Source organism: Moorena sp. SIO4G3, from assembly GCF_010692305.1.
GTDB lineage: Bacteria > Cyanobacteriota > Cyanobacteriia > Cyanobacteriales > Coleofasciculaceae > Moorena > Moorena producens_A.
The window spans coordinates 1-20361 of record NZ_JAAHIG010000028.1 but is presented as its reverse complement, the minus strand read 5'-3'; the positions used below and the strand labels follow the sequence as shown (position 1 = coordinate 20361).

At 43.9% G+C, this 20361-nt stretch carries 19 protein-coding genes and 1 pseudogene; 12 read left to right on the top strand and 8 right to left on the bottom strand.

The window, feature by feature from the left end:
- Nucleotides 1-2 precede the first annotated feature (2 nt).
- Nucleotides 3-220, bottom strand: a pseudogene (locus F6J99_RS07685) (hypothetical protein); the annotation flags it as partial.
- A gap of 282 nt (nt 221-502) precedes the next feature.
- On the opposite strand from F6J99_RS07685, the gene F6J99_RS07680 reads away from it, so the two are divergent.
- Entirely contained in the window at nt 503-1504 is a 1002-nt protein-coding gene (locus F6J99_RS07680; RefSeq protein ID WP_293112416.1) for an alpha/beta hydrolase, read from the top strand.
- Here F6J99_RS07680 and thrC read toward each other — a convergent pair.
- The 3 genes from thrC to rimO form a co-directional block, all read right to left on the bottom strand.
- Nucleotides 1501-2595: a threonine synthase gene (thrC, locus tag F6J99_RS07675; protein ID WP_293112429.1), complete on the bottom strand. Its 1095-nt coding sequence runs from the start codon at nt 2593-2595 to the stop codon at nt 1501-1503. The two genes, F6J99_RS07680 and thrC, sit on opposite strands and share 4 nt — an antisense overlap.
- 225 nt (nt 2596-2820) lie before the next feature.
- The gene (locus F6J99_RS07670) at nt 2821-4230 is read right to left on the bottom strand and encodes a DEAD/DEAH box helicase (protein WP_293112415.1); all 1410 of its coding nucleotides are present in this window, start codon (nt 4228-4230) and stop codon (nt 2821-2823) included.
- Nucleotides 4231-5093: 863 nt separating this feature from the next.
- Nucleotides 5094-6416 carry a 30S ribosomal protein S12 methylthiotransferase RimO gene (gene rimO, locus F6J99_RS07665; protein WP_293112414.1) on the bottom strand — a complete coding sequence of 441 codons (1323 nt, stop codon included), beginning with the start codon at nt 6414-6416 and terminating at the stop codon, nt 5094-5096.
- Nucleotides 6417-7152: 736 nt separating this feature from the next.
- Here rimO and F6J99_RS07660 point away from each other — a divergent pair.
- The 8 genes from F6J99_RS07660 to F6J99_RS07625 all read left to right on the top strand — a co-directional run bounded on the left by F6J99_RS07660 (nt 7153) and on the right by F6J99_RS07625 (nt 13760).
- Nucleotides 7153-7425 (top strand): hypothetical protein, encoded by a 273-nt coding sequence (locus tag F6J99_RS07660; protein ID WP_293112430.1) that lies wholly within the window; start codon nt 7153-7155, stop codon nt 7423-7425.
- Nucleotides 7334-8164, top strand: a complete 831-nt coding sequence (gene btpA / locus F6J99_RS07655; protein WP_070393211.1) for a photosystem I biogenesis protein BtpA — start codon at nt 7334-7336, stop codon at nt 8162-8164. Before F6J99_RS07660 ends, btpA begins: the two co-directional genes overlap by 92 nt.
- Nucleotides 8165-8349: 185 nt before the next feature.
- Nucleotides 8350-9342 carry a vitamin K epoxide reductase family protein gene (locus F6J99_RS07650; protein ID WP_293112413.1) on the top strand — a complete coding sequence of 331 codons (993 nt, stop codon included), beginning with the start codon at nt 8350-8352 and terminating at the stop codon, nt 9340-9342.
- Nucleotides 9343-9436: 94 nt separating this feature from the next.
- Nucleotides 9437-9649, top strand: coding sequence for a hypothetical protein (locus tag F6J99_RS07645; protein WP_293112412.1), 213 nt, complete (start codon nt 9437-9439; stop codon nt 9647-9649).
- Between the two features lie 36 nt (nt 9650-9685).
- A complete protein-coding gene (locus F6J99_RS07640; protein WP_293112411.1) occupies nt 9686-10963 on the top strand; it encodes an NAD(P)/FAD-dependent oxidoreductase in 1278 nt (425 codons plus the stop codon).
- Nucleotides 10964-11357: 394 nt separating this feature from the next.
- The gene (locus tag F6J99_RS07635) at nt 11358-11735 is read left to right on the top strand and encodes a 2-oxoglutarate and iron-dependent oxygenase domain-containing protein (RefSeq protein WP_293112410.1); all 378 of its coding nucleotides are present in this window, start codon (nt 11358-11360) and stop codon (nt 11733-11735) included.
- Nucleotides 11736-11793: 58 nt separating this feature from the next.
- Complete coding sequence (locus tag F6J99_RS07630; protein WP_293112409.1) at nt 11794-12327, top strand: 2OG-Fe(II) oxygenase family protein; 534 nt, start codon at nt 11794-11796, stop codon at nt 12325-12327.
- 35 nt (nt 12328-12362) lie between these two features.
- Entirely contained in the window at nt 12363-13760 is a 1398-nt protein-coding gene (locus F6J99_RS07625; RefSeq protein WP_293112408.1) for an MFS transporter, read from the top strand.
- Between the two features lie 51 nt (nt 13761-13811).
- On the opposite strand, the gene F6J99_RS07620 is transcribed toward F6J99_RS07625, so the two are convergent.
- Nucleotides 13812-14933, bottom strand: a complete 1122-nt coding sequence (locus F6J99_RS07620) for an RNA-guided endonuclease TnpB family protein (protein WP_293112428.1) — start codon at nt 14931-14933, stop codon at nt 13812-13814.
- Nucleotides 14934-15002: 69 nt separating this feature from the next.
- Between F6J99_RS07620 and F6J99_RS07615 the strand changes: the two genes are divergently transcribed.
- The gene (locus tag F6J99_RS07615) at nt 15003-15905 is read left to right on the top strand and encodes a hypothetical protein (RefSeq protein WP_293112407.1); all 903 of its coding nucleotides are present in this window, start codon (nt 15003-15005) and stop codon (nt 15903-15905) included.
- 175 nt (nt 15906-16080) lie between these two features.
- Here F6J99_RS07615 and F6J99_RS07610 read toward each other — a convergent pair whose 3' ends face one another.
- The 3 genes from F6J99_RS07610 to F6J99_RS07600 form a co-directional block, all read right to left on the bottom strand.
- Entirely contained in the window at nt 16081-16380 is a 300-nt protein-coding gene (locus F6J99_RS07610; protein ID WP_293112406.1) for a hypothetical protein, read from the bottom strand.
- Between the two features lie 2 nt (nt 16381-16382).
- Complete coding sequence (locus F6J99_RS07605) at nt 16383-16520, bottom strand: hypothetical protein (protein WP_293112405.1); 138 nt, start codon at nt 16518-16520, stop codon at nt 16383-16385.
- A gap of 308 nt (nt 16521-16828) precedes the next feature.
- Nucleotides 16829-17071, bottom strand: a complete 243-nt coding sequence (locus F6J99_RS07600) for a hypothetical protein (protein WP_293112404.1) — start codon at nt 17069-17071, stop codon at nt 16829-16831.
- Nucleotides 17072-18638: 1567 nt separating this feature from the next.
- On the opposite strand from F6J99_RS07600, the gene F6J99_RS07595 reads away from it, so the two are divergent.
- On the top strand, nt 18639-18893 hold the full coding sequence (locus F6J99_RS07595) for a hypothetical protein (RefSeq protein ID WP_293112403.1): 255 nt from the start codon (nt 18639-18641) through the stop codon (nt 18891-18893).
- Nucleotides 18894-19021: 128 nt separating this feature from the next.
- Nucleotides 19022-20260, top strand: coding sequence for a hypothetical protein (locus tag F6J99_RS07590; RefSeq protein ID WP_293112402.1), 1239 nt, complete (start codon nt 19022-19024; stop codon nt 20258-20260).
- The last annotated feature ends 101 nt before the right edge of the window (nt 20261-20361 follow it).

Below are 20361 nucleotides of genomic sequence, written 5' to 3'. Positions count from 1 at the left end.
CCATAGACCTCTTCCAAGGTCAGAGTTGAGTAGATTTTGGCAATTTCTTCAGCAGTGCGTCCTTGTCAGCCATGCAAAGCGCGAGTGGGGGAAACCCCCGCATGAAGGCGCTGCATCGCTTAAATAGATACTCGTACAACACAGTTTCAATCCCAATCCGATGACCTTTAATCCGAATGTCATCAGGAGCCAAAAAGTTGAAATACTCTTCTAGTTGCATAAGGAATTTGATGGCGATAGTGTTTGAAAATGAAATGTAATCAAGCTAGAGTAAATCGTCACCCGATTCGCAGCAAACCATAACACATGATTATCTCTGTTTGCGATCGCAAAAGTTATACTAGCAATAATATCCTAAAAATATTATATTAGAATAATTCTACTAGCAGAGCTAGAAGCCATATAGGCCATATAAGTCCTACTAAAGTCGGTATCATCGGTAGTGTTAGAAGAGTATCCCAATCAGGGATAGAGTTGCTGTTTCCGTGGTCAGTTTAATACGATGATATTTCGGCTTAAATGGATTTTCCTAGGTGTTCTGCTGGCAGTGAGCATCCTACTGCTAGGGCTTTTCCTCTATGAGCGTTGGTCAAGAATCTACTTACCCATTAAATACCCACCACCAGGGAATTTGGTAGATGTGGGGGGGCGCAAACTTCACCTCCATTGCATGGGTGAAGGGGATGTAACGGTTATCTTAGAGGATGGGCTAACGACGATGGGCTCTCTGGGTTGGGGCAAAGTACAGCCTCAGGTAGCGGAGTTTACGCGGGTTTGCGCCTACGACCGCCCAGGCATAATGTGGAGCGAACCTAGCCCCCATCCTCCTACAGCAGACCAAATTGCTCAAGACCTACATAGAGCTTTAGACCAGGCAGGTATCAAGCCGCCCTATGTGTTAGCAGGGCTATCCATGGGTGGTATTTATATTAGAGTATTTGCAGAGCTTTACCCTGATGAAGTAGTAGGCATGGTATTGGTGGATTCAGCTCACCCAGAACAGGAAGAGCGTTTTCCTCCTGCCCCAGTTAATCTCAAACCCTCCCCGGTCAAGTCATGGCTGAACAGGCAATTGGCCGCTATGGGAGTCTTGCGCTTATTGCATCATTTGCCCAATCCCAACGCTGGACGGATTCCCCCAGAAATGCTGCCCCAGCTCAAAGCCTTTGCCCCTCAATCGAACCTTGCTGTGGAAGCTGAAGCACAACTGTTCGATCGAAACCTAAACCGGGCTCAAACAACCCCATCTTTAGGCGATCGCCCGTTAGTGGTGCTAACAGCTGCAAAGCCCGTCAGTGTGGATCAGTTACCCCGTGGCTTTACAGCAGATTATATGCGACAAGAAAGAGCCGTCTGGCAAGAACTCCAGGCTGAACTTGCTACTCTATCTTCGAGTAGTCAGCACATTATTTCGGAACAGAGTGGTCATCTGATGTATTTCGATCAGCCTTCGTTGATCATAGATGGGATTCATCATGTGGTGGATGAGGTACGACGGCGCTAAGCCTCTTTCGGCTTTAACCCCATCACCTCTGCCACAGCAGCAGTTGTGGGCTCAATCCCTTCTGTTAATGGGTTTTTGCTGTGTTCGATTGCAGTATCTGGATCTTTGAGACCATTACCTGTCAGTACACAAACCACGGTTGCTCCTGTTGGTACCTGGTCTTTTACTTTCAACAAACCAGCGACTGATGTAGCGCTCGCTGGTTCACAAAAAATGCCTTCTTGGGATGCCAATAACCGATAGGCATCTAAAATTTCTTGATCGGTAACGCTATTAAATGCCCCTTTACTAGCTTCTTGGGCCGCGATCGCTTTTTTCCAGCTAGCCGGGTTGCCCACCCGAATTGCCGTTGCAATGGTTTCGGGATGCTCTAGGACTTTGCCAGCGACAATCGGAGATGCTCCATATGCTTGAAATCCCATCATTTGGGGTAAGCGATCGCATTTCCCCTGCTGATGGTATTCGCAAAATCCCATCCAGTAGGCACAAATATTGCCAGCATTGCCCACTGGTATGCACAGCCAATCAGGAGCATCACCTAAGTTGTCCACTATCTCAAACGCAGCTGTCTTTTGACCTTCTAAGCGATAAGGATTGAGGGAATTGACCAAGGTCACGGGATACTTTGATGCCATTTCCTGGACAATTTTCAAGCAGTCATCAAAATTTCCCTTAATGGCGATTACTGTTGCTCCATATACCAACGCTTGGGCTAATTTCCCCAGAGCCACATAACCATCAGGAACAATTACAAATGCCCGCATTCCCCCCCGACGAGCGTAGGCTGCTGCTGATGCCGAGGTATTTCCGGTACTAGCACAGATTACTGCTTGGTCTCCTGCTTCCTTAGCTTTTGAAATCGCCATGGTCATGCCCCGGTCTTTAAAACTACCGGTAGGATTGAGACCGTCATATTTCACCAGTACCTTTACTCCTCTGCCAATAATTTTGGCAATAGTGGGGACAGGAATTAGAGGAGTATTACCTTCTAGTAAGGTTACCACTGGTGTGGAGTCAGTGACTGGCAAATAAGGACGGTAAGCCTCAACTAAGCCAGGCCAGTTGAGCGAAGTAGAAATGCCACCACTCACAGTAGAGGAATCAGAAACAGACAGACTTGAAGCCACGTTTGGTTAGGGAAGTATTAAGGGTGAAGTATCAAGTGTGAAGTGTGAAGTATGAAGCATGAAGTATGAAGCATGAAGGTTATGATTTGTCAACCTTTCCATTGATTGTTGTTGCTTGACGAGGCAACTAGTATATTTTGCTACTTCATCCAATACGCCTTCATCCTTTACACTTCATCTTTGTCTATCTTATCTTGACTGATTCTGAATCACAGGCTTTCTGGGTTTTTCTGTCCGATGGCGTTTGTCTGTGTTAAGCCGCAGTTTGGGACGTTCCACCATTCGTTCTTCGATATCGTCACTAATGGGGGGTTGAGTTTTGTCATAGAACAATTGCAATGCTGCCGCTGCGATCGCATGAGCATCATATTCTTCTTCCAATTCCCGTACAACTGGCAAGAAAGAAGCCATCCGTTCCCCTGATAAAGCTTCCCGTAACTCTGCCTGCAGTCTTTCTAAGCGCCGGGCTTCAATTTGTGAGCGGGTCGGAATCCGGGTAACTTCCAACCGTTGGCGCACCTTGCGCTCAATCTGGTAGAGTTTACGGCGTTCAAAAGGTTGAATCAGGGTAATTGCTGTTCCTGTCTTACCAGCACGACCGGTACGACCAATGCGGTGAATATAGCTTTCTACTTGATCTGGTAGGTCAAAATTGATCACATGGGTCAGATGATCCACATCTAGACCACGGGCAGCAATATCGGTTGCTACTACCCAACGCACTTGATTTTTCCGGAACCGATACAATAACCGCTCCCGCTGACTCTGACTCAAATCACCGTGGTACTCATCCACACTGTGACCAGCCGCTTGTAATTGGTTGGTTAGTTCAGCAGCAGCTTTTCGTGTTCGCACAAAAATGATTGAAGCTTCTGGGTCTTCCAGTTCCAGAATCGGATGGAGAGCCCTGATTTTGGAGCAGCCACGGGGTACCATGTAAACTCGCTGTTCAATGCGCGCTGGTGCTGCTTTCGATTGCTGAACTTTAACAGTGACGGGGGATTTCAGGAATTTGCTGACTAGGTCCTGAATTGGCCGGGGCATAGTTGCTGAGAAGCAAGTAGTCTGACGCTCTTCGGGAGTCTGTTGCAGGATTTTCTTAACATCATCGATAAAGCCCATGCTTAACATTTCATCCGCTTCATCGAGTACCACCCAGCTCAGGTTTTCCAGCTTAAGGTCTCCCCGGTCTAGCAAGTCAATCACCCGTCCGGGAGTTCCTACCACAATCTGAGCGCCTTTGTAGAGCATCCGAATTTGCCGCTCAATGGACTGACCACCGCAGACGGTTAGTATATGCAATCGACGGTCGTCACTGAAGTCCCGAATCGCTTGGTTAACTTGCTGGGCTAACTCTCGGGTTGGGGTTAGAATTAAGGCTTGTACGGTTCGCTTGTCCAAGTCAATGCGATCTAGCATTGGTAGGGAAAACGCTGCTGTTTTGCCAGTACCGGTTTGAGACATACCGAGTACATCATGGCCATTGAGCAGTTCAGGAATAGCTTGGGCTTGGATAGTAGTAGGTGTAGTGAAGCCGATTTTTTCGAGTTGGCTTACACAAGTTTCAGACAATCCCAGGCTTTGGAAAGAAACGGTCATAAGTTATTTTTCGATTTTTTGTTGGTTAGTTGTGGTTTTTTTCTGGTAAGTCAGAAAGTTAGTAGTTGAACCTGTGAGGAAACACTGTCATGGCTATAAAGACAGTGAGCAATCAGGTTTGACTCACCATGGCTTTTGCCTTGACAAACCTATGATGAGATTACATGAGTGAGTAGAAAGCGGTTTAGTTTCCACCCATTTGGTTAGGTGCGCTTGACCTTGGCGAATTAAATTCGCCACGGGTCGCACCTGTTGATAGGCATCAACTCCTAAGTTGCACCTTGTCCCATAGGCAGTCGCGCTTTGGCTTAAACCCCCTCAGGTCGGGGCTGCATCGCGCTTCACCATCAGCTGGGGTCTGTTGCGACCTATTTAGTGTGTCTAAAAGCTTGAGATTAGGTTCATCCCACTAGAACACGTCTTACAGACGCAATGGTTAATGCCCTAGACACAGTGTCTTGATGCAGTCGCTCATGGGGGAAACCCCCAAGACCGCGCTGCATCGCTTGTCAGGTTGAGGGTGGCTCCTTAGCTAGGTATTGCCCGTTTGATTGGGGTGGGTTAAATCATCCCAAATTTGACCCTCAAAGCTGAATTGATGCACCGCTCAGCTAGTTTTTACCCCCTAAGCAGGTCTTTTAAGTGTGCCGTTTACGCTGCCGTTTAGTGTGCGCTTTAGTGTGCCATTACTATGGGCGACAGACACCTGCTTTTGATAAGGCTAGAGGCCTTGTGAAAAGCTCCATAATCTAAAAGACCAAGGATCATGTCTGGTTTACGATTGACCAGATTACTTCCCCTAGTGGAGGAGTTTTTAATTCCAGCCCCTAGTTACCAGCCCCTAGTTAAAGCCTGTGGCTTGTTTACGGAGGTAGTACTACAGAACCATACAAGTCGTAGAAATCACAATCAGTAATTTCTACTGATACTATGGTTCCTAAAGAGGCATCACCTTGAACGTAGACCAATCCATCCACCTCAGGGGCAAACCTGGCACTGCGACCAATTAATTCACCCGTTAAGGGATTTTCTTGTTCTATGAGAACATCAACTATCTTGCCCAGACAGTTTTGATTTTTTTTCAAGGAAATCGGTTGTTGAACTGCCATCAGGGCATCCCGTCTGGCATCCATCACCCCTTGGGGCAACTGATTAGGCAATTTGTATGCTGCTGTTCCCTCCTCCGCAGAAAAGGTAAACACTCCAACATGGTCAAATTCATGATGCTGGACAAATTCCAGCAAGTGTTCAAAGTGCTGCTCTGTCTCGCCGGGAAACCCGACAATAAAGGTGGTTCGCAACACTGCATCAGGAAGTGCAGTTTTTAGTTGCGTGATTATAGCGTCATTTACTCGTCCCTGCCAAGGACGGTTCATGGAGCGGAGGATTTCTGGATGGGAGTGCTGTAGAGGCAAATCGAGATAAGGAAGAACATTATGAGTTTCGTGAATGGCTTTTATTACGGATGGGGTTAAACCCGTGGGATAGGCGTAGTGGATCCGAATCCAGGGGATGTCTACTTCACCTAATGCTCTCAACAGTTCTGCCAGTTTCGGTTCGCCGTATATGTCTAAACCATAGTTGGTGGTGATTTGGGAAATTAAAATCAGCTCTTGAACCCCTTGACATGCCAACTGCTCAGCTTCCGCAACAATGGATTCTATGGTACGCGATCGCTGCTTTCCCCGGAGGTGGGGAATGATACAGAAGGAACAGCGGTAATCACACCCTTCTGCCACCCGCAGGTAAGCAACCCCTTCAGAAGTTGTTCGGTAGCGTGGCGTTGTTTCGTCAGCAATGTAGGTTGGTTCAGTAGAAACCTCTTGAACGCGATCGCCTGTTTCTACTCTTTGGATTACATCTACTATTTTATGGTAGTCCCCGGTTCCCACCACTGCCACTGCCTCTGGCAACTCTTCCAATAGTTGGCTTTGGAAGTGTTGAGCCATACAGCCCGTGATCACAATTTTTTGATTGGCTTCCGCCAGTTCTACCAACGTGCGGACTGATTCTCGCCGCGCTTCTTCTATAAAACTACAGGTATTTACAATAACATAGTCAGCTAATTCGTCATTGGCATCAACCTGGTATCCTGCCTGAACCAGCAGACCCAGCATATGTTCGGTATCAATGCGATTTTTCTCGCAGCCCAAGTGAGATATTGCTACAGTTGGCTTTTTGCCCATTCATTAATCATCTTATTTTATTATACTACCGCTTAGTCACATAACCTACTGACCTTTAGCAGAACCTTACACCATTGATTAAGCTTGGTGTGATTGAGCTTGGTGTGATTGAGCTTAGTGTGTAAGTGATGTGCTCAACTCCTATATCTGCTCTCCTAATTTACTAGTACTGATGTTCCATGTTGATTTCACTATGAAAACCTATAAACTCATTCTAAATTAAATTTTATTAAAATATTCAAAAAAATATGAGGAAATCTAAAAATATCCCTCACAGAAAACCATGGGTTCACGTAGTGTCTCCAAAGGAGAATCGCGGGGATCGTGACTCCAACGGGCTCGTGTTGGTAAGCTCCCTCTATGGGGGAGCGGGGGGCTGAGCTCCTACAGGGATTAAATCGAGTAGTGCTGATCTGGGCTCTTAACCACAAGCAGCTCGGAAAGCTGAAAGTTGACAGGACAAAGGTACAATCTACTGGTACTATATATAATCCTACTTTACCCTTGAGCCAGAATCAGTAGGCATTCAAAACAGATGTAGTCGTTTTAGGGCTCACCTCTGTTAACCTACCACCACTAGAAATCGTCTTCAGGAATTAAGGTGCTTGCTTTGGGGATAGCACTGACCGATACAATTGGTTTTAGCAACTGGTTTTAGCAACCGGGAGAACTAAATCCCAGGTGTAATCAAAAGGGTAAGCACCATAGCTTTACCATTAATGCCAGTGGTAGACCGATGCCAGAAAGCGATGCAGCGCCTTCATGCGGGGGTTTCCCCCATGAGCGACTGGATCAAGACAAGGCATCCGACCCTACTCTCAATTCCCAAGTTTTCTACAGGGGGCGCTGGTTCCCTCTATCTGTAGCTTTTCCTCCCCGCTCCCTGATGAGATGGGGCTTCCAAATATCCCACGATTGTGAACTTAGAGCAAATTTTCCAGACACCGAATCCGATCATAGGAGTTGTGCATTTGCTGCCACTCCCTACTTCCCCGCGCTGGGGGGGTAGCCTGCAAGCTGTCATTGACCGAGCCGAGCAAGAGGTCACCGCCTTAGGCTCTGGTGGAGTGGATGGGGTGATTGTTGAGAATTTTTTCGACGCCCCATTTACCAAAAACCAGGTCGATCCAGCAGTAGTAAGTACCATGACGATCATAGTCGAGCGACTTATGAACCTGGTTCCTATACCAATAGGGATCAACATTTTACGCAATGATGCTCATAGTGCTTTGGCAATTGCTACTTGTGTAGGGGCTAAATTTATCCGCGTTAATGTTCTGACTGGGATTATGGCAACAGACCAAGGGTTAATTGAGGGACAGGCTCATACACTCTTGCGCTACCGTCGGGCACTGGGTAGTGATGTTAAGATTCTTGCTGATGTTCTAGTCAAACATGGACAACCTTTGGAGTCACCGAATATCACCATAGCTGTACAAGAAACCATAGAGCGGGGGTTAGCTGATGGTGTGATTCTCTCTGGCTGGGGAACCGGTACTCCTACTAATCCCCAAGACCTGGTGTTAGCCTCGGCGGCGGCTAAGGGCAAACCAGTGTTTATTGGCAGTGGGGCTAATTGGGAAAATATTTCCACCCTGATGCAATATGCTGATGGGGTAATTGTCTCTAGTTCCCTCAAGCGTCGTGGACAAATTGATCAACCTATTGACCCGATTCGGGTCAGTCAATTTGTGGAAGCAGTACGCAGTAGTGTGTCTGCTAAACAAGAACAAAAACCAATTGTTTGAAGGTTGAACGCGCACGCGTGGCCAAAGGCCAAGGTTGAAGGTTGAACGCGCACGCGTGGCCAAAGGCCAAGGTTGAAGGTTGGCTTTCAACAGTATCTTAACTTGATTTCTGTCTATTGGTTGTTTGACTTGATAACGTAGTAGTTAGAAATTTCAAGCAACCCCTATTCCTCATTATCTAGATTATGAGTGTAAGTCGCAGGCGTTCTGCCCCCTGGATTTATCGTTGGTCCCGTCAGCTGATTGCTGCGATCGCTGTCGTGGGTGCCCTGTTAACTGCTTATCTGACTGTGGTTAAACTGACAGGTGGTACTGCAGTTTGCAGCGCGGGTGCAGCTAATGCTTCTAGCTGTAATGATGTCCTTTCCAGCCCTTATGCTAGTATATTTGGTCTGCCACTAACCTTGTTTGGTTTCTTGGCATACACCAGTATGGCTACATTTGCCTTGGCTCCCTTGTTAGTAAAGGGAGACCCAAAGAAAGGACTTCGCTCAAAACTAGAAAATTGGACTTGGTTACTGCTGTTGGCAGGTGCAGCAGCTATGACAGTTTTCAGTAGCTACTTGATGTACTTGCTGGCATTTGAGATCCAAGCACTCTGTATATACTGCATCACTTCAGCATTATTTGCCATTAGCCTGCTAGTCCTAACCCTTGTGGGTCGCAGTTGGGAAGATATTGGTCAAATTTTCTTTATCGGTCTGATCGTGGGCATGATCACCTTGGTAGGTACCTTAGGCGTTTATGCTAATGTTGGGGAATCCGTGGCTACATCAGCAGACAATGGTGGTCCAATTCCCACAGCCTCTGGTGCGCCAAACGCAGCCATTGGTGGCTGGAAAGTTAACACAAGCTCTGGTCAATCGGAAATTGATCTGGCGCGTCATTTGACTGAGGTTGGTGCTAAGAAATACGGAGCTTACTGGTGTCCCCACTGCTATGAGCAGAAGCAACTGTTTGGAAAACAGGCATTCTCTCAAATAAATTATATAGAGTGTGCTCGTGATGGCAAAAATGCTCAGACAGAAGCTTGTATCGCTGCTGGAATAAAATCCTATCCTACTTGGCAAATTAATGGCGAATTGCTCCCTGGTGTCCAAACTCTAGAAGAATTGGCTAATGTCACTGACTATAAAGGCTCAAGGGACTTTAAGTACTATTTGCCAGGACGATCTTAGGATTTGAAGGCAAAAGGTAAACAGATGGAAGTATGGGGAGATGGGGAGATGGGGAGATGGGGAGATGGGGAGATGGGGAGATTTTTATTAAGCGATGCAGCGCGGTCTTGGGGGTTTCCCCCATGAGCGACTGCATCAAGACAGGGTAATTATCGGTTCTCATATTAATAAGGTAAACAAGATTTTTTCCCTGTTCCCGATTCCCGATTCCCAATTCCCGATTCCCGATTCCCAATTCCCGATTCCCGATTCCCGATTCCCGATTCCCGATTCCCGATTCCCTAAAATTCTCAACTTATCTACCTAACCTATTGGAAAAATTATATATTGATAGTTCAGCCAGTTGGATAATTCACAAAATCTCAATGTCGTAGTCATTGGTGGTGGAGCCGCTGGTTTTTTTGGGGCAATTACCTGTGCAACTACTCATCCCCATACCAATGTCACTCTGCTAGAAGCCTCACGCCATCCATTATCAAAAGTGCGCATCTCTGGTGGTGGACGGTGTAATGTTACTCATGCTTGTTTTGATCCAGCCCAATTGGTACAAGCTTACCCGAGGGGAAGCAAAGCATTGCGAGGGGCTTACACCCGTTTTCAACCGAAGGATACCATTGCTTGGTTTGGTGCTCACGGTGTTGAGCTGAAAACTGAAGCAGATGGCAGGATGTTTCCCATTACTGATAGTTCGGAAACTATTGTTGATTGTCTCTTACAAGTGGCTAAGAGGGCAGGGGTGAAGCTTCGCACCAGTAATCCGGTTAAGTGGATCTCTCGGCAATCTTCCCAAAACCCGACTCCTGACACCCCACACCAGACCCCAGGAGGATTTGAAATTGGGTTGAGGAATGGTGAGACTATAAAATGCGATCGCGTTTTGATTGCTACTGGTAGCAATCCCCTAGGCTACCGTTGGGCAAAAGCCTTAGGTCATACCATCGAAACCCCCGTGCCCTCTCTATTCACCTTTAATATTCCAGACTCCCGTTTACAGGATTTAGCTGGGGTGAGTGTTAAACAGGTCTGTCTCAAATTACCCGATGCTGGTAAAACTTTGAAGGAACAAACCGGACCATTGCTCATTACCCACTGGGGTTTAAGTGGTCCAGTGGTACTCAAGCTTTCTGCTTGGGGGGCGAGAGTGTTGCATGAACACCATTATCAAATGCCCTTGTTGGTGAATTGGCTTCCTGATTACAACCCAGACCGATTGCGTAAATTACTCCTGGATGTTAAATCCCAGTTACCTCGACGCTTCATTACTACTAGTTGTCCCATTCCTATCCCAAAGCGCCTTTGGGTGAGTTTAGTTACTAGTGTCGGAGTGGGATCAGAAAACCGTTGGGCTGAGTTATCCAAAAAAACCGTACATCAGTTAGTTCAAGAACTGACTCAGGGAAGGTATTTGATTCAAGGTAAAGGGGTTTTTAAGGAAGAGTTTGTTACTTGTGGTGGTGTTAGTCTCAAAGAAGTGAATTTCAAGACTATGGAAAGCCGCCAATGTCCAGGTCTTTACTTTGCTGGGGAAATTCTCGATATTGATGGAATTACCGGGGGATTTAATTTTCAGAGTGCTTGGACAACGGGTTGGTTAGGAGGTCAAGGGATTGGCAATAGTTAGTGTTGTGGGAATTGATAATTTGTCTTTTATTTGTCCATTAATTGTGATATTATTTGCGTCCTTAGTTAGAGTTCAAAATCCCAACGTACCAGTAAGCCATTTCAGAGTTTTGTAAGTCAACCAGGTCCGACGCACGGTTCGGAAGGGAGTGCGGTTGTGGCAACACGCCCTTCGACCCTACTCGCTCCAAAAACTCGCTGTACATAAAGACCCTGCTAGAACTACACGGTATGATACGAGGGCAGAAAAAACTCTGAGGCGGGCTGTTCAAGTTCTGCATATTCCTATAGGATAAAGAGCGATCGCATTCAACAGAGCAAACACTCTGGGTGACAACATACCCTTTGGAACCTACACCAATGGAAACTATCTCAAGCTTAAGGAACCTCTGACCATGAACTTAGTAGCAAATGAATGCTCTGCCGCGAACGCCTCAAATTCGATTCCAGTTATCGATTTTCAACCCTTTCTAACAGGGGATTCTAGTAGCCAGAAAGCAGTTGCTGCCAAGCTGGAGCGAGCAATGCAGCATGTAGGATGCTTTTATCTAAGTAATACTGCGGTTTCCCTCACAGCAGTAGCACAAGTATTTACCCTATGCAAATATTTTTTTGCTCTGCCCTCATCGGAAAAAGAACAATTACTGATTCCCCCAGATGGGTCATATCATGGCTATATCGTTAAGCGGGCGGACGGGAAGATTACCAGTGAAAAACTAAGTATAACTCAAGAGAATTTACAAAGCCCAAGTGTAGGAGTGCAGAATCTTTGAGGAACACCCAGAGTTTTGTAACTCTCTTTCCCAAGCCTATGGAAACTTTCAAGACACAATGGATAACATATTTTTGGCTTTGGCGATCGCCCTGGATGCTCCCCAAAATTACTTTAAAGATCTTCATTCCCAGCGTAATGATAGTATGCTTTTACACCACTATCCACCGCTTGCCCCAACCCAAGAATCTGTGCCGATGCGTAACACTGAACACATTGATTATGGCAGCCTTAGCTTCTTGTTTCAGGATGAAGTGGGTGGGCTAGAAGTCTATACTCAAACTGGAGACTGGGTTGCCGTACAACCGATTCAGAATACTCCGTTAATTGTATTGGGAAACATCATGTCCCGCTGGACTAATGATAAATATCCAGGAACTATGCATCGCGTCTCCCTAGCTACAGCACGAAACACCACTCGGGAAAGATACTCCTTTGGGTTATTCCCTGCCCCCAATGAAAATGCTGAAATTACTTGTCTCGAATCCTATTTAGCCCCTAACGAAAAGCCCAAATATCCCCCTATTCTTACCCACGAGTATTACAATCAAGGATTTGAAGCCAAACTCAAAGAACAGAAACAGCTTGATTAGCTGTGAAATTGCAGCCTATCCCTATTTGAACTTTGATGAATAATATCTCATCAGAACAATCCTCCTTTCTCAAAGTGATCCAGGACATGCGATTATTCCTGTTTATTTGGGGAGGGCAACTTTTTGCTGCTACTGGATCTGCTATAACCCGCTTTTCCATGAATGTTTGGGTTTATGAGTACACAGAATCTGCCATTCAATTTGCTTTGATTAGTGTTTTTGCCACCCTTCCCTTCGTGTTGCTCGCTCCTGTGGTTGGAATTGTAACAGACCGCTGGAACCGCCGTTGGATTATGGTCATTAGCGATCTGTGTGCTACGTTAGGGATTTTTGCTCTAGGTTTATTCGTGCTATATAGTCAGCTAGAACCCTGGCATGTCTATGTTTTTAACGCCCTTGAAGCGACTTGTGCCGCTTTTCAAACCACAGCCCTGTTTGCTTCCATTAGCTTGCTCGTGTCAAAACAACATCGGGGTCAAGCCAATGGTTTAATGAGTTTTTTAAACGGTATGGCGACAGTTTTGGGGCCGCTTCTCGGAGCAGTATTTCTCGACTGGATTCACGTCCAAGGCGTGTTATTTTTACAGCTGGTTTGCCTTGTGATTGGAATTTTGCCCCTGTTGGTCATTGCTTTTCCTAATCTAAAAATAGAGGACAAAACCACTGAAAGTTCTTACATCGCAGATATGTTCTTCGGTCTCAAGTATCTCATGGCATATCCGGGTTTACTGGGAGTAATGCTGATTTCCAGCTTCATCTTTTTTCAAATGGGTTCGATTAATGTCATCACAACTCCTTTAGTGATTACAGTGGCTTCCCATGATATTTTAGGCCGTATTCTGTCCTGTTTTGGGGCAGGTACCATAATTGGTAGCTTGGCGATCGGGTTTTGGGGAGGACCAAAGCGCTACATGAGGGTGATTTATGGCTGTATGCTCGTGAATGGAATTTTGCTCGTGTTTGCCGGTTGGTCTTCGTCTCTGGTTGTTTTTACCATTAGTATTACCCTATTTACCCTGATTCGCCCAGTGCTTTACACCTTCTGTCAAACTATTTTCCAAAATAAGGTTGACCTCAACATCCAAGGTCGGGTATTTTCTTTGAAGTTAGCATTAGATGCGATCGCCGTGCCTGCCGGTTTCTTGATTGTCGGACCGTTAGCTGAAAAAGTCTTTGAACCCTGGATGATCTCAGATAGTCTTTGGGCTAACCGAATTGGGACTGTCATTGGCACAGGGGTCGGTCGTGGTATGGGACTTTTGCTCATCCTATTAGGCAGTATGAGTTTGTTAATCACCCTGTTGGCGAGTTGGTATCCCCGCTTGCGATTATTAGAAACAGAATTGCCTGATGCTGTTGATAGTGTTGAAGACTATCCCATTGAACCGGGTGTGGATGAATCAACATCCATGGATAATGCTTCCGCTCTGTAAAACTTATGATTATCTATAAAATATCGGATAATCTGTTTACTTCCTGCTTCATCATGGCGTGTCGGCACTCTCCACTCCACAGGCAGACACGGTGGAACTCACCGCCAAAGCTGCTAAATTTTTAGCTGCATTTAAATCTCTATCTAGAGAAACTCCACAGTTGTCACAATGATATACTCGTTCTGATAACGATAAAGTTTCTTTCTTACATCCACAATTAGAACAAGTTTTACTACTAGGGAACCAACGGTCAGCTATTATTAATTCTGAGCCATACAATTCACATTTATATTCCAATTGTCTCCTAAATTCATAAAAACCCAGATCACCAATAGCTTTAGCCAGTTTATGATTGGCTAACATTCCTGATACATTTAAATCTTCTATTACTATCTTGCCGTGGTTTTTGGCTAGATATGTAGTCAAGTTATGTAACGTATCTTTACGGATATTAGCTACTTTTTTATGTAGCCTAGCTATTTGACATTGAGCCTTTTTATAATTCTTAGAACCTTTGATTTTATTACGGTTCAATCTTTGCATCCTAGATAATTTCGATTCAAATCTTCTGTAAGATTTTGCTCCTTCTCTTACTTCTCCCGTTGATAATGTTGCTAACGCTTTTACTCCTAAATCTACTCCGACAACATCTTTCTTTTTGGTTGAAAACTTAATTTCTTCCTCAATCTTGAAGGAAATAAACCATCTATCCGCCTGACGAGAAATTGTGACATTTTTTACTTTTATTCCTTGCGGTAATCTTTCATAAGTTTTTAATTCACCAATTACAGGTACTTTTATTTTAAAGTGGTCTACCTTAAATCTTCCATCTAAGTAAAAACTATCGTGCTTATATTTCTTTTTGAACCTTGGAAATCCTACTGGCTTCCCATTGATTAATTTTTTATTAAAGAAATCTCTAAATGCTTTCCTTAAATCCCGTAATGCTTGTTGTGGGGCACACTTTGAGACATCATAGTACCACGTATTATTTGGCTTTACTAATCTATTAAGCCATTTATGTAATTCTATATCTGTGGGAAATTTGATTTTGTCTGATGGATTATTTTTGTTGTGTTCTAAAATTTGTTTACATAAAGCTAATCCCCAATTATAAGCATGTCTAGCTGTACCAGCATGTTTAGCTAGCAATGTTCTTTGAAAGTTATTCAGTTTTAANGAACCGAGGCTCGGCGCGAAGCCGAAGGCGGCATCGCGCGGCCGCAGGAACTCGCCCGCGAGGTGGACGCCCTGGCCGAAGCCGGTCCGTGTGCTCATATTCGACTAGCTGGTGATTTAACCCTCAACGGTCCTATCAATGGCAATCTCCAAAACTTACAAGGATTGGGAACAATTACGCTACGACGTTGGGAAGTTGATGTATTAGAAACCGAATTTGTTTCAGACAGGCGGCACAATAACACCATTGTATTTGTACCAGAACAGGGATTACTCAATCCCAATTTAGATCTTAAGTTTATCACCATAGCCTTTGAGCCTTCTGGTGCCTTACGTCAAAGACGGATTGATAACGAAATCCTTGAGAATGTGCTGCAGTCTTCTCGACCCGACCAAGTGAAGATAACCCTCGCCATCAAAGGTCAAACTAGTCAAATCCTTGCCCTAGGAGGAGAGAAAGATTATTGTGCTGATCAGCAAATTACCAGTAGTGGACAAGATAGGGGACTAGCTAAACTTGGTTCAAAAACAACCATCTTGTCTCGGCAACAATTCCAACAGCTTGCTGAATGTGTTTATGGCGAAGCTATAGCTAATAGTGAGGAAAAAGCGTTTCTATTTTCTCCCATCGTAACCTTATCCAGTACTCCTCCCCGCACTGAAAGTGGAATTATCGCTCTGCTCGGTAACAGTTTTATTACCCAAGTTGAGACTATCGCTAACAGCAATCAACGAGAAATTGCTGAGTTAGTGATTACTAAGTATGTTGTTGGACCAATTATCAAAAATATTTTATTCACCGTTGAAGAAAGAGTCAGTAATGTCGGGAGATCCATCGGATTAGCTGATTTACAGGTTTACCCAACCTTCGATGCCGTTTATGATTTGGGACAAACTTCCTCAGTTGAATTGAGTTACGACTACGTGTTTAACGAGGTACAAGTTAGATATAAATTGCAATTTTGATTAGCTATCATTTAGAATTTAGTGCGTAGGGTGTGTTAGGGGCGGACTTGCCCTCATTTTCCGCCTCGTAACCACCGTTGCGATAGTCCGCCCCGTAACGCACCACGGGCAAGATGCCCGTTCCACCCACCGGGTCTATTATCCCTATTCCCTGTTCCCTGTTCCCTTTCTTATACTATTTTTTTAAAATACTACAGATAAGTTCTCCTGGACCATTGTCTTGAAATGGCACAACAGTGCGGTTTTTCTTAACTCTAATGCGATTGCGACAATTATATATTTCTATAGGAGTACCAACGCCATTAACACTAACTGCTGCTCGATATTCCCATGGATACTTAGCACTCCGCTTAATGCTAAGGATGCAAATCCGGTTGTTATTTTTAGTGCGGCAGTAGGAGAAAGCAACAGCCGGAGGAGCAAAGGCAAAGGATAATGTTAGCAACAGCAATAACGTAGTGATGTATTTTTTCATTTTTAAACGTTGTTATAGTCGGGAATCGGGAATCGGGAATCGGGAATCGGGAACAGGGAACAGGGAACAGGGAATAGGGAACAGAGAAGAAGGAATAGGGAATAGGGATGCGCTGCATCAAGACAGGGAATCAACGTCAAAGAAGACTATACCTCATAACTGCGAGAAAGGCTATCAAGAGATCTAGATTACCTAAATAAATTTTGATAATTTTTATTCTCTGCTCCCTGCTCCCTATTCCCTATTCCCTATTCCCTATTCCCTATTCCCTATTCCCTATTCCCTGTTCCCTGTTCCCTAAAAAATAATAACCAAAAAAAATAGCCGCAGAAATCCTTTCCACGGCTAGGAATTGTTACTTATGTCTCAACTTTGTAAACCCATCCGGACGTGCTCCGATGTGATTGGCTTTTGGCCAGGGGGGGAAACCCCCCCAAAATTTAAGCCCTTAACCCAGCATTAAGTACTTGGTCATTACCGTCATGAATTCCCCAGGAATGTCAGTTGGTTGAAGGGGGCTCCACTCGTAAATTTGGGCGTAACCCCGTGCATAAAGGGTATACATGGTGTTGTTTATTGCCTGACGGGAGCCCTGTCTTACGGTAACTTCAAACCATGAGCGACTCCGTGGTCTCCCCCATGAGCGACTGCCGTGGTCTCCCCCATGAGCGACTGCCGTGGTTTCCCCCACTCGCGCTTTGCATGGCTGACAGGGTTCTGAGGCTATTTAATTAACAAGTATTTCTAAATACTGCCTCTTTCCACTGCTCCGTGATCCCTGCTCCCTTCCTCAAAGTGTTAATTTAACATAACAAGTACGGAAGAGCCAAAAAGAATCATTTCATTGAACAAGAAAGCCAAATTTGAACTCAGTTACAACAGTTAGGGTTAAAGCCAGGAATAGCTTTTTATCTTCGTTCGCTTTCGGGCTTTGCCGAAAGCGTCGCCTACGGCGAGGTATAAAAATTACTAAAACCAAACAAGTAGTGGGATTTGATTTGGCAACTAAAGAGCTATGACTCTGATTCAGTCTACCTTCTAGCTTCCTTGTCACCCCGTCAGCATTATTTTTTTACCACAAGTCGCTCTAATTGCTAATCCATAAGGCTTCTGGCTTGGTTGTCACCCCCTCAGATCGGCTGCTTTAAGGCAGGATGCAGAAGCCAGAAGGCACGTTATACCCTATTTGCAGCTATTTTTTAACAATTCCAGTGATTTTAGAAATGATTTAGGATTGCTATATGTTACAAGCTTTGTTCCCTGCTAGCTATAAAGGATACTATTTTGATACTTTTGTCAAGTACCTTTTTCCCTAAATTAGATGAGCTTACCCTGGTAAAAATTAGCCATCAAGTTATTGATTGAATACAATAATTCATGAAACTTAATCTTAATGACTAGGAGTGTTTTTTACGAAAAATTAGAGCTATATTCCTTGTCCTGTATACTTTATAACTATTTTCGTACAAAAAAAAAAAAGTGTTGACTTTATCAAAGAATAACGATAAGATACCAAAAGTTATTAAGCAGCCTATCTATAGATAGTGTTTGTCATAGCTATGAGGTACACATTATTTTTGCCCTCTTCCCTTATCCTGGCTCCCGGCTCCCGGCTCCCGGCTCCCGGCTCCCCGCTCCCGGCTCCCCGCTCCCCGCTCCCCGCTCCCCGCTCCCCGCTCCCTAGAACCCAGAGAGTTGTACCTCATGGGTATAAGACTTGCTATAGTATGCTAGTCTACTCTCAAAACACACAGATGAGATCCATCACAACAAAGCTCAAACTTAATAACAAACAGAAAAAGATGATGGTTCAACACCCAGGAGCAGATGGTGTTTTAACTGGAGTTTGGATTTGTGGAATATCGAGATTTAAACCCAATTATAAGGAGCCAAAAATACGGTTGTCTTGACTTTAATTCCTGTGGGTGAGTAACCGCCGACGGTCTCAGGGTCAGCAGTAATTAAACATGATTAGATGGTCACGTTAGGTGACGCTTTGTATCAGTTTTATAGAGCAGTGTAGAGGTAATAGAGAAACTTAGTTCTAACGAATTAGATGAAAATCCGTTTTAGAGGAGCCACTGTCAAGGATTGTACTGTAATGAGGAGCCGTATGATACGTGCATTGTCACGTACGGTTCTGGAGACGAATCAGTGGAGTGACTCACTGGCTTAGTTTAATGGAAACTGCCTGCGGGTCTCCAGATCAGAAGTGGTATTAAAAGCAAAAAATATAATAAATAATTGGTATAAAAAAAATGCTGGAGTTAATTAATCGTTATCAATATGGGTTTGTTTATATTCCTGTAATCTTAGCCTGTAGAGAAAAGGGATTATTTGACTTAATAAAAGAAAAGAGAATAACCCACCGGCAAATAGCTAATACTCTAGGGGCAAATACAGGTCATCGGCAAGTGGCATTAAGAATGATGCAATCCCTAGGTTGGCTGTTAAAAAATGAGGTTAATGAATATTCCCTCACGGATAATTTTCAACCATATCTCTGGACATGATAAAGCATGCTATTCGGTTGTTGATCGACTATTACCTACATTTCCAGGATGTTCCGGTTCCAATCAGATTCATCCCATAATTCAGGAATGCCTACTTTATAAATCAGCTCTAAAATAAAATTAAATCAATGCTAGATAAAATAAATCGTTATGCTCATGGGTTTGTAGCTGTACCAGTGATTTGTGCTTGTTCAGAAGCAGGGGTATTCGAGTTACTATCACAGAAATCACTAAAATTAGAAGAAATAGTAGAGCATTTAGCAGCAAATAGTGGACATCTAATGGTAGCTATGCGACTCCTAGAGTCATTATCATTCCTATATCGCTCTCAAGCAGAAGAATACATATTGACAGAACAAAGTCAACAACATCAAATCATCCCTAAAGCTCTGATGAGCTTATATAAATATCCATTTGAGTTATATTTAAAAGGAGAAGTAGAAACAGGAATCAGCAATTGGATTAATTGTTCATCTCGAAGATGGGATACAGAAAACTCATTACTAAGTGATTTATTAGATGGAGTATTACTCATCCCCCTGCTACTAGAACTGGAAAAACAAAACTTACTGGATGAATCAAAAAAAATATTTAACACATTAACAAATTCCCTTAAACAAGAACTATCAACATTATTCATCAATTTAGGATGGGCAGAAGAAAAAACAGAAGGGCTATATTTAACAGATATAGGTAGATTTATGCGTGACAGATCCTTAAACTTAGGAACAACAGCGTCTTATGCTCCTATGTTGTTACAGATGAAAGAATTACTATTTGGAAATCCTCAGAGAGTATTTCAAAGAAATAAGACTGAAAAAGAAAGACACGTAAATAGAACATTAAATGTAGTAGCAAGTGGCTTTCAACACGAAAAGTTTTTTGCCGATACAGATAAAATCATCATATCTATATTTAACCAACAGCCAATAGAAGAGCAACCAAGCTATATAGTAGACATGGGTTGTGGGGATGGAACGCTACTGAAACGAATATATAAAATCATCAAACAATTCTCTGCTAGGGGAAAAGTATTAACAGAGTATCCTATCATCATGGTAGGAGTAGACTACAATCAAGAAGCATTAGATGTCACAGATAAAAATTTAGTAGATATTCCCCATCTAGTCATTCCAGGAGATATAGGAGCACCAGAAAAATTATTAGAGCAATTGAAAGCACAAGGAATAGAACCAGAAAAAGTATTACATATTCGTTCATTCCTAGATCATGACCGACCATTTATAGCTCCAAAAAATACAGAAATAGCTCAAGCACGTTCTCAGTTAGATTATCAAGTAGTAGATGTAGATCGAGAAGGAAAGCTGATACCACCTCACATTACTCCAAAACCAGGAATGGTATAAACAGGTAACTCACATTAGCTGCGATAATGAAACCGTTAACCAATTGATTTCTCGGGCAACACGAGACATCTTTTTACTCAGGCAGACTATTAATGGCTGCA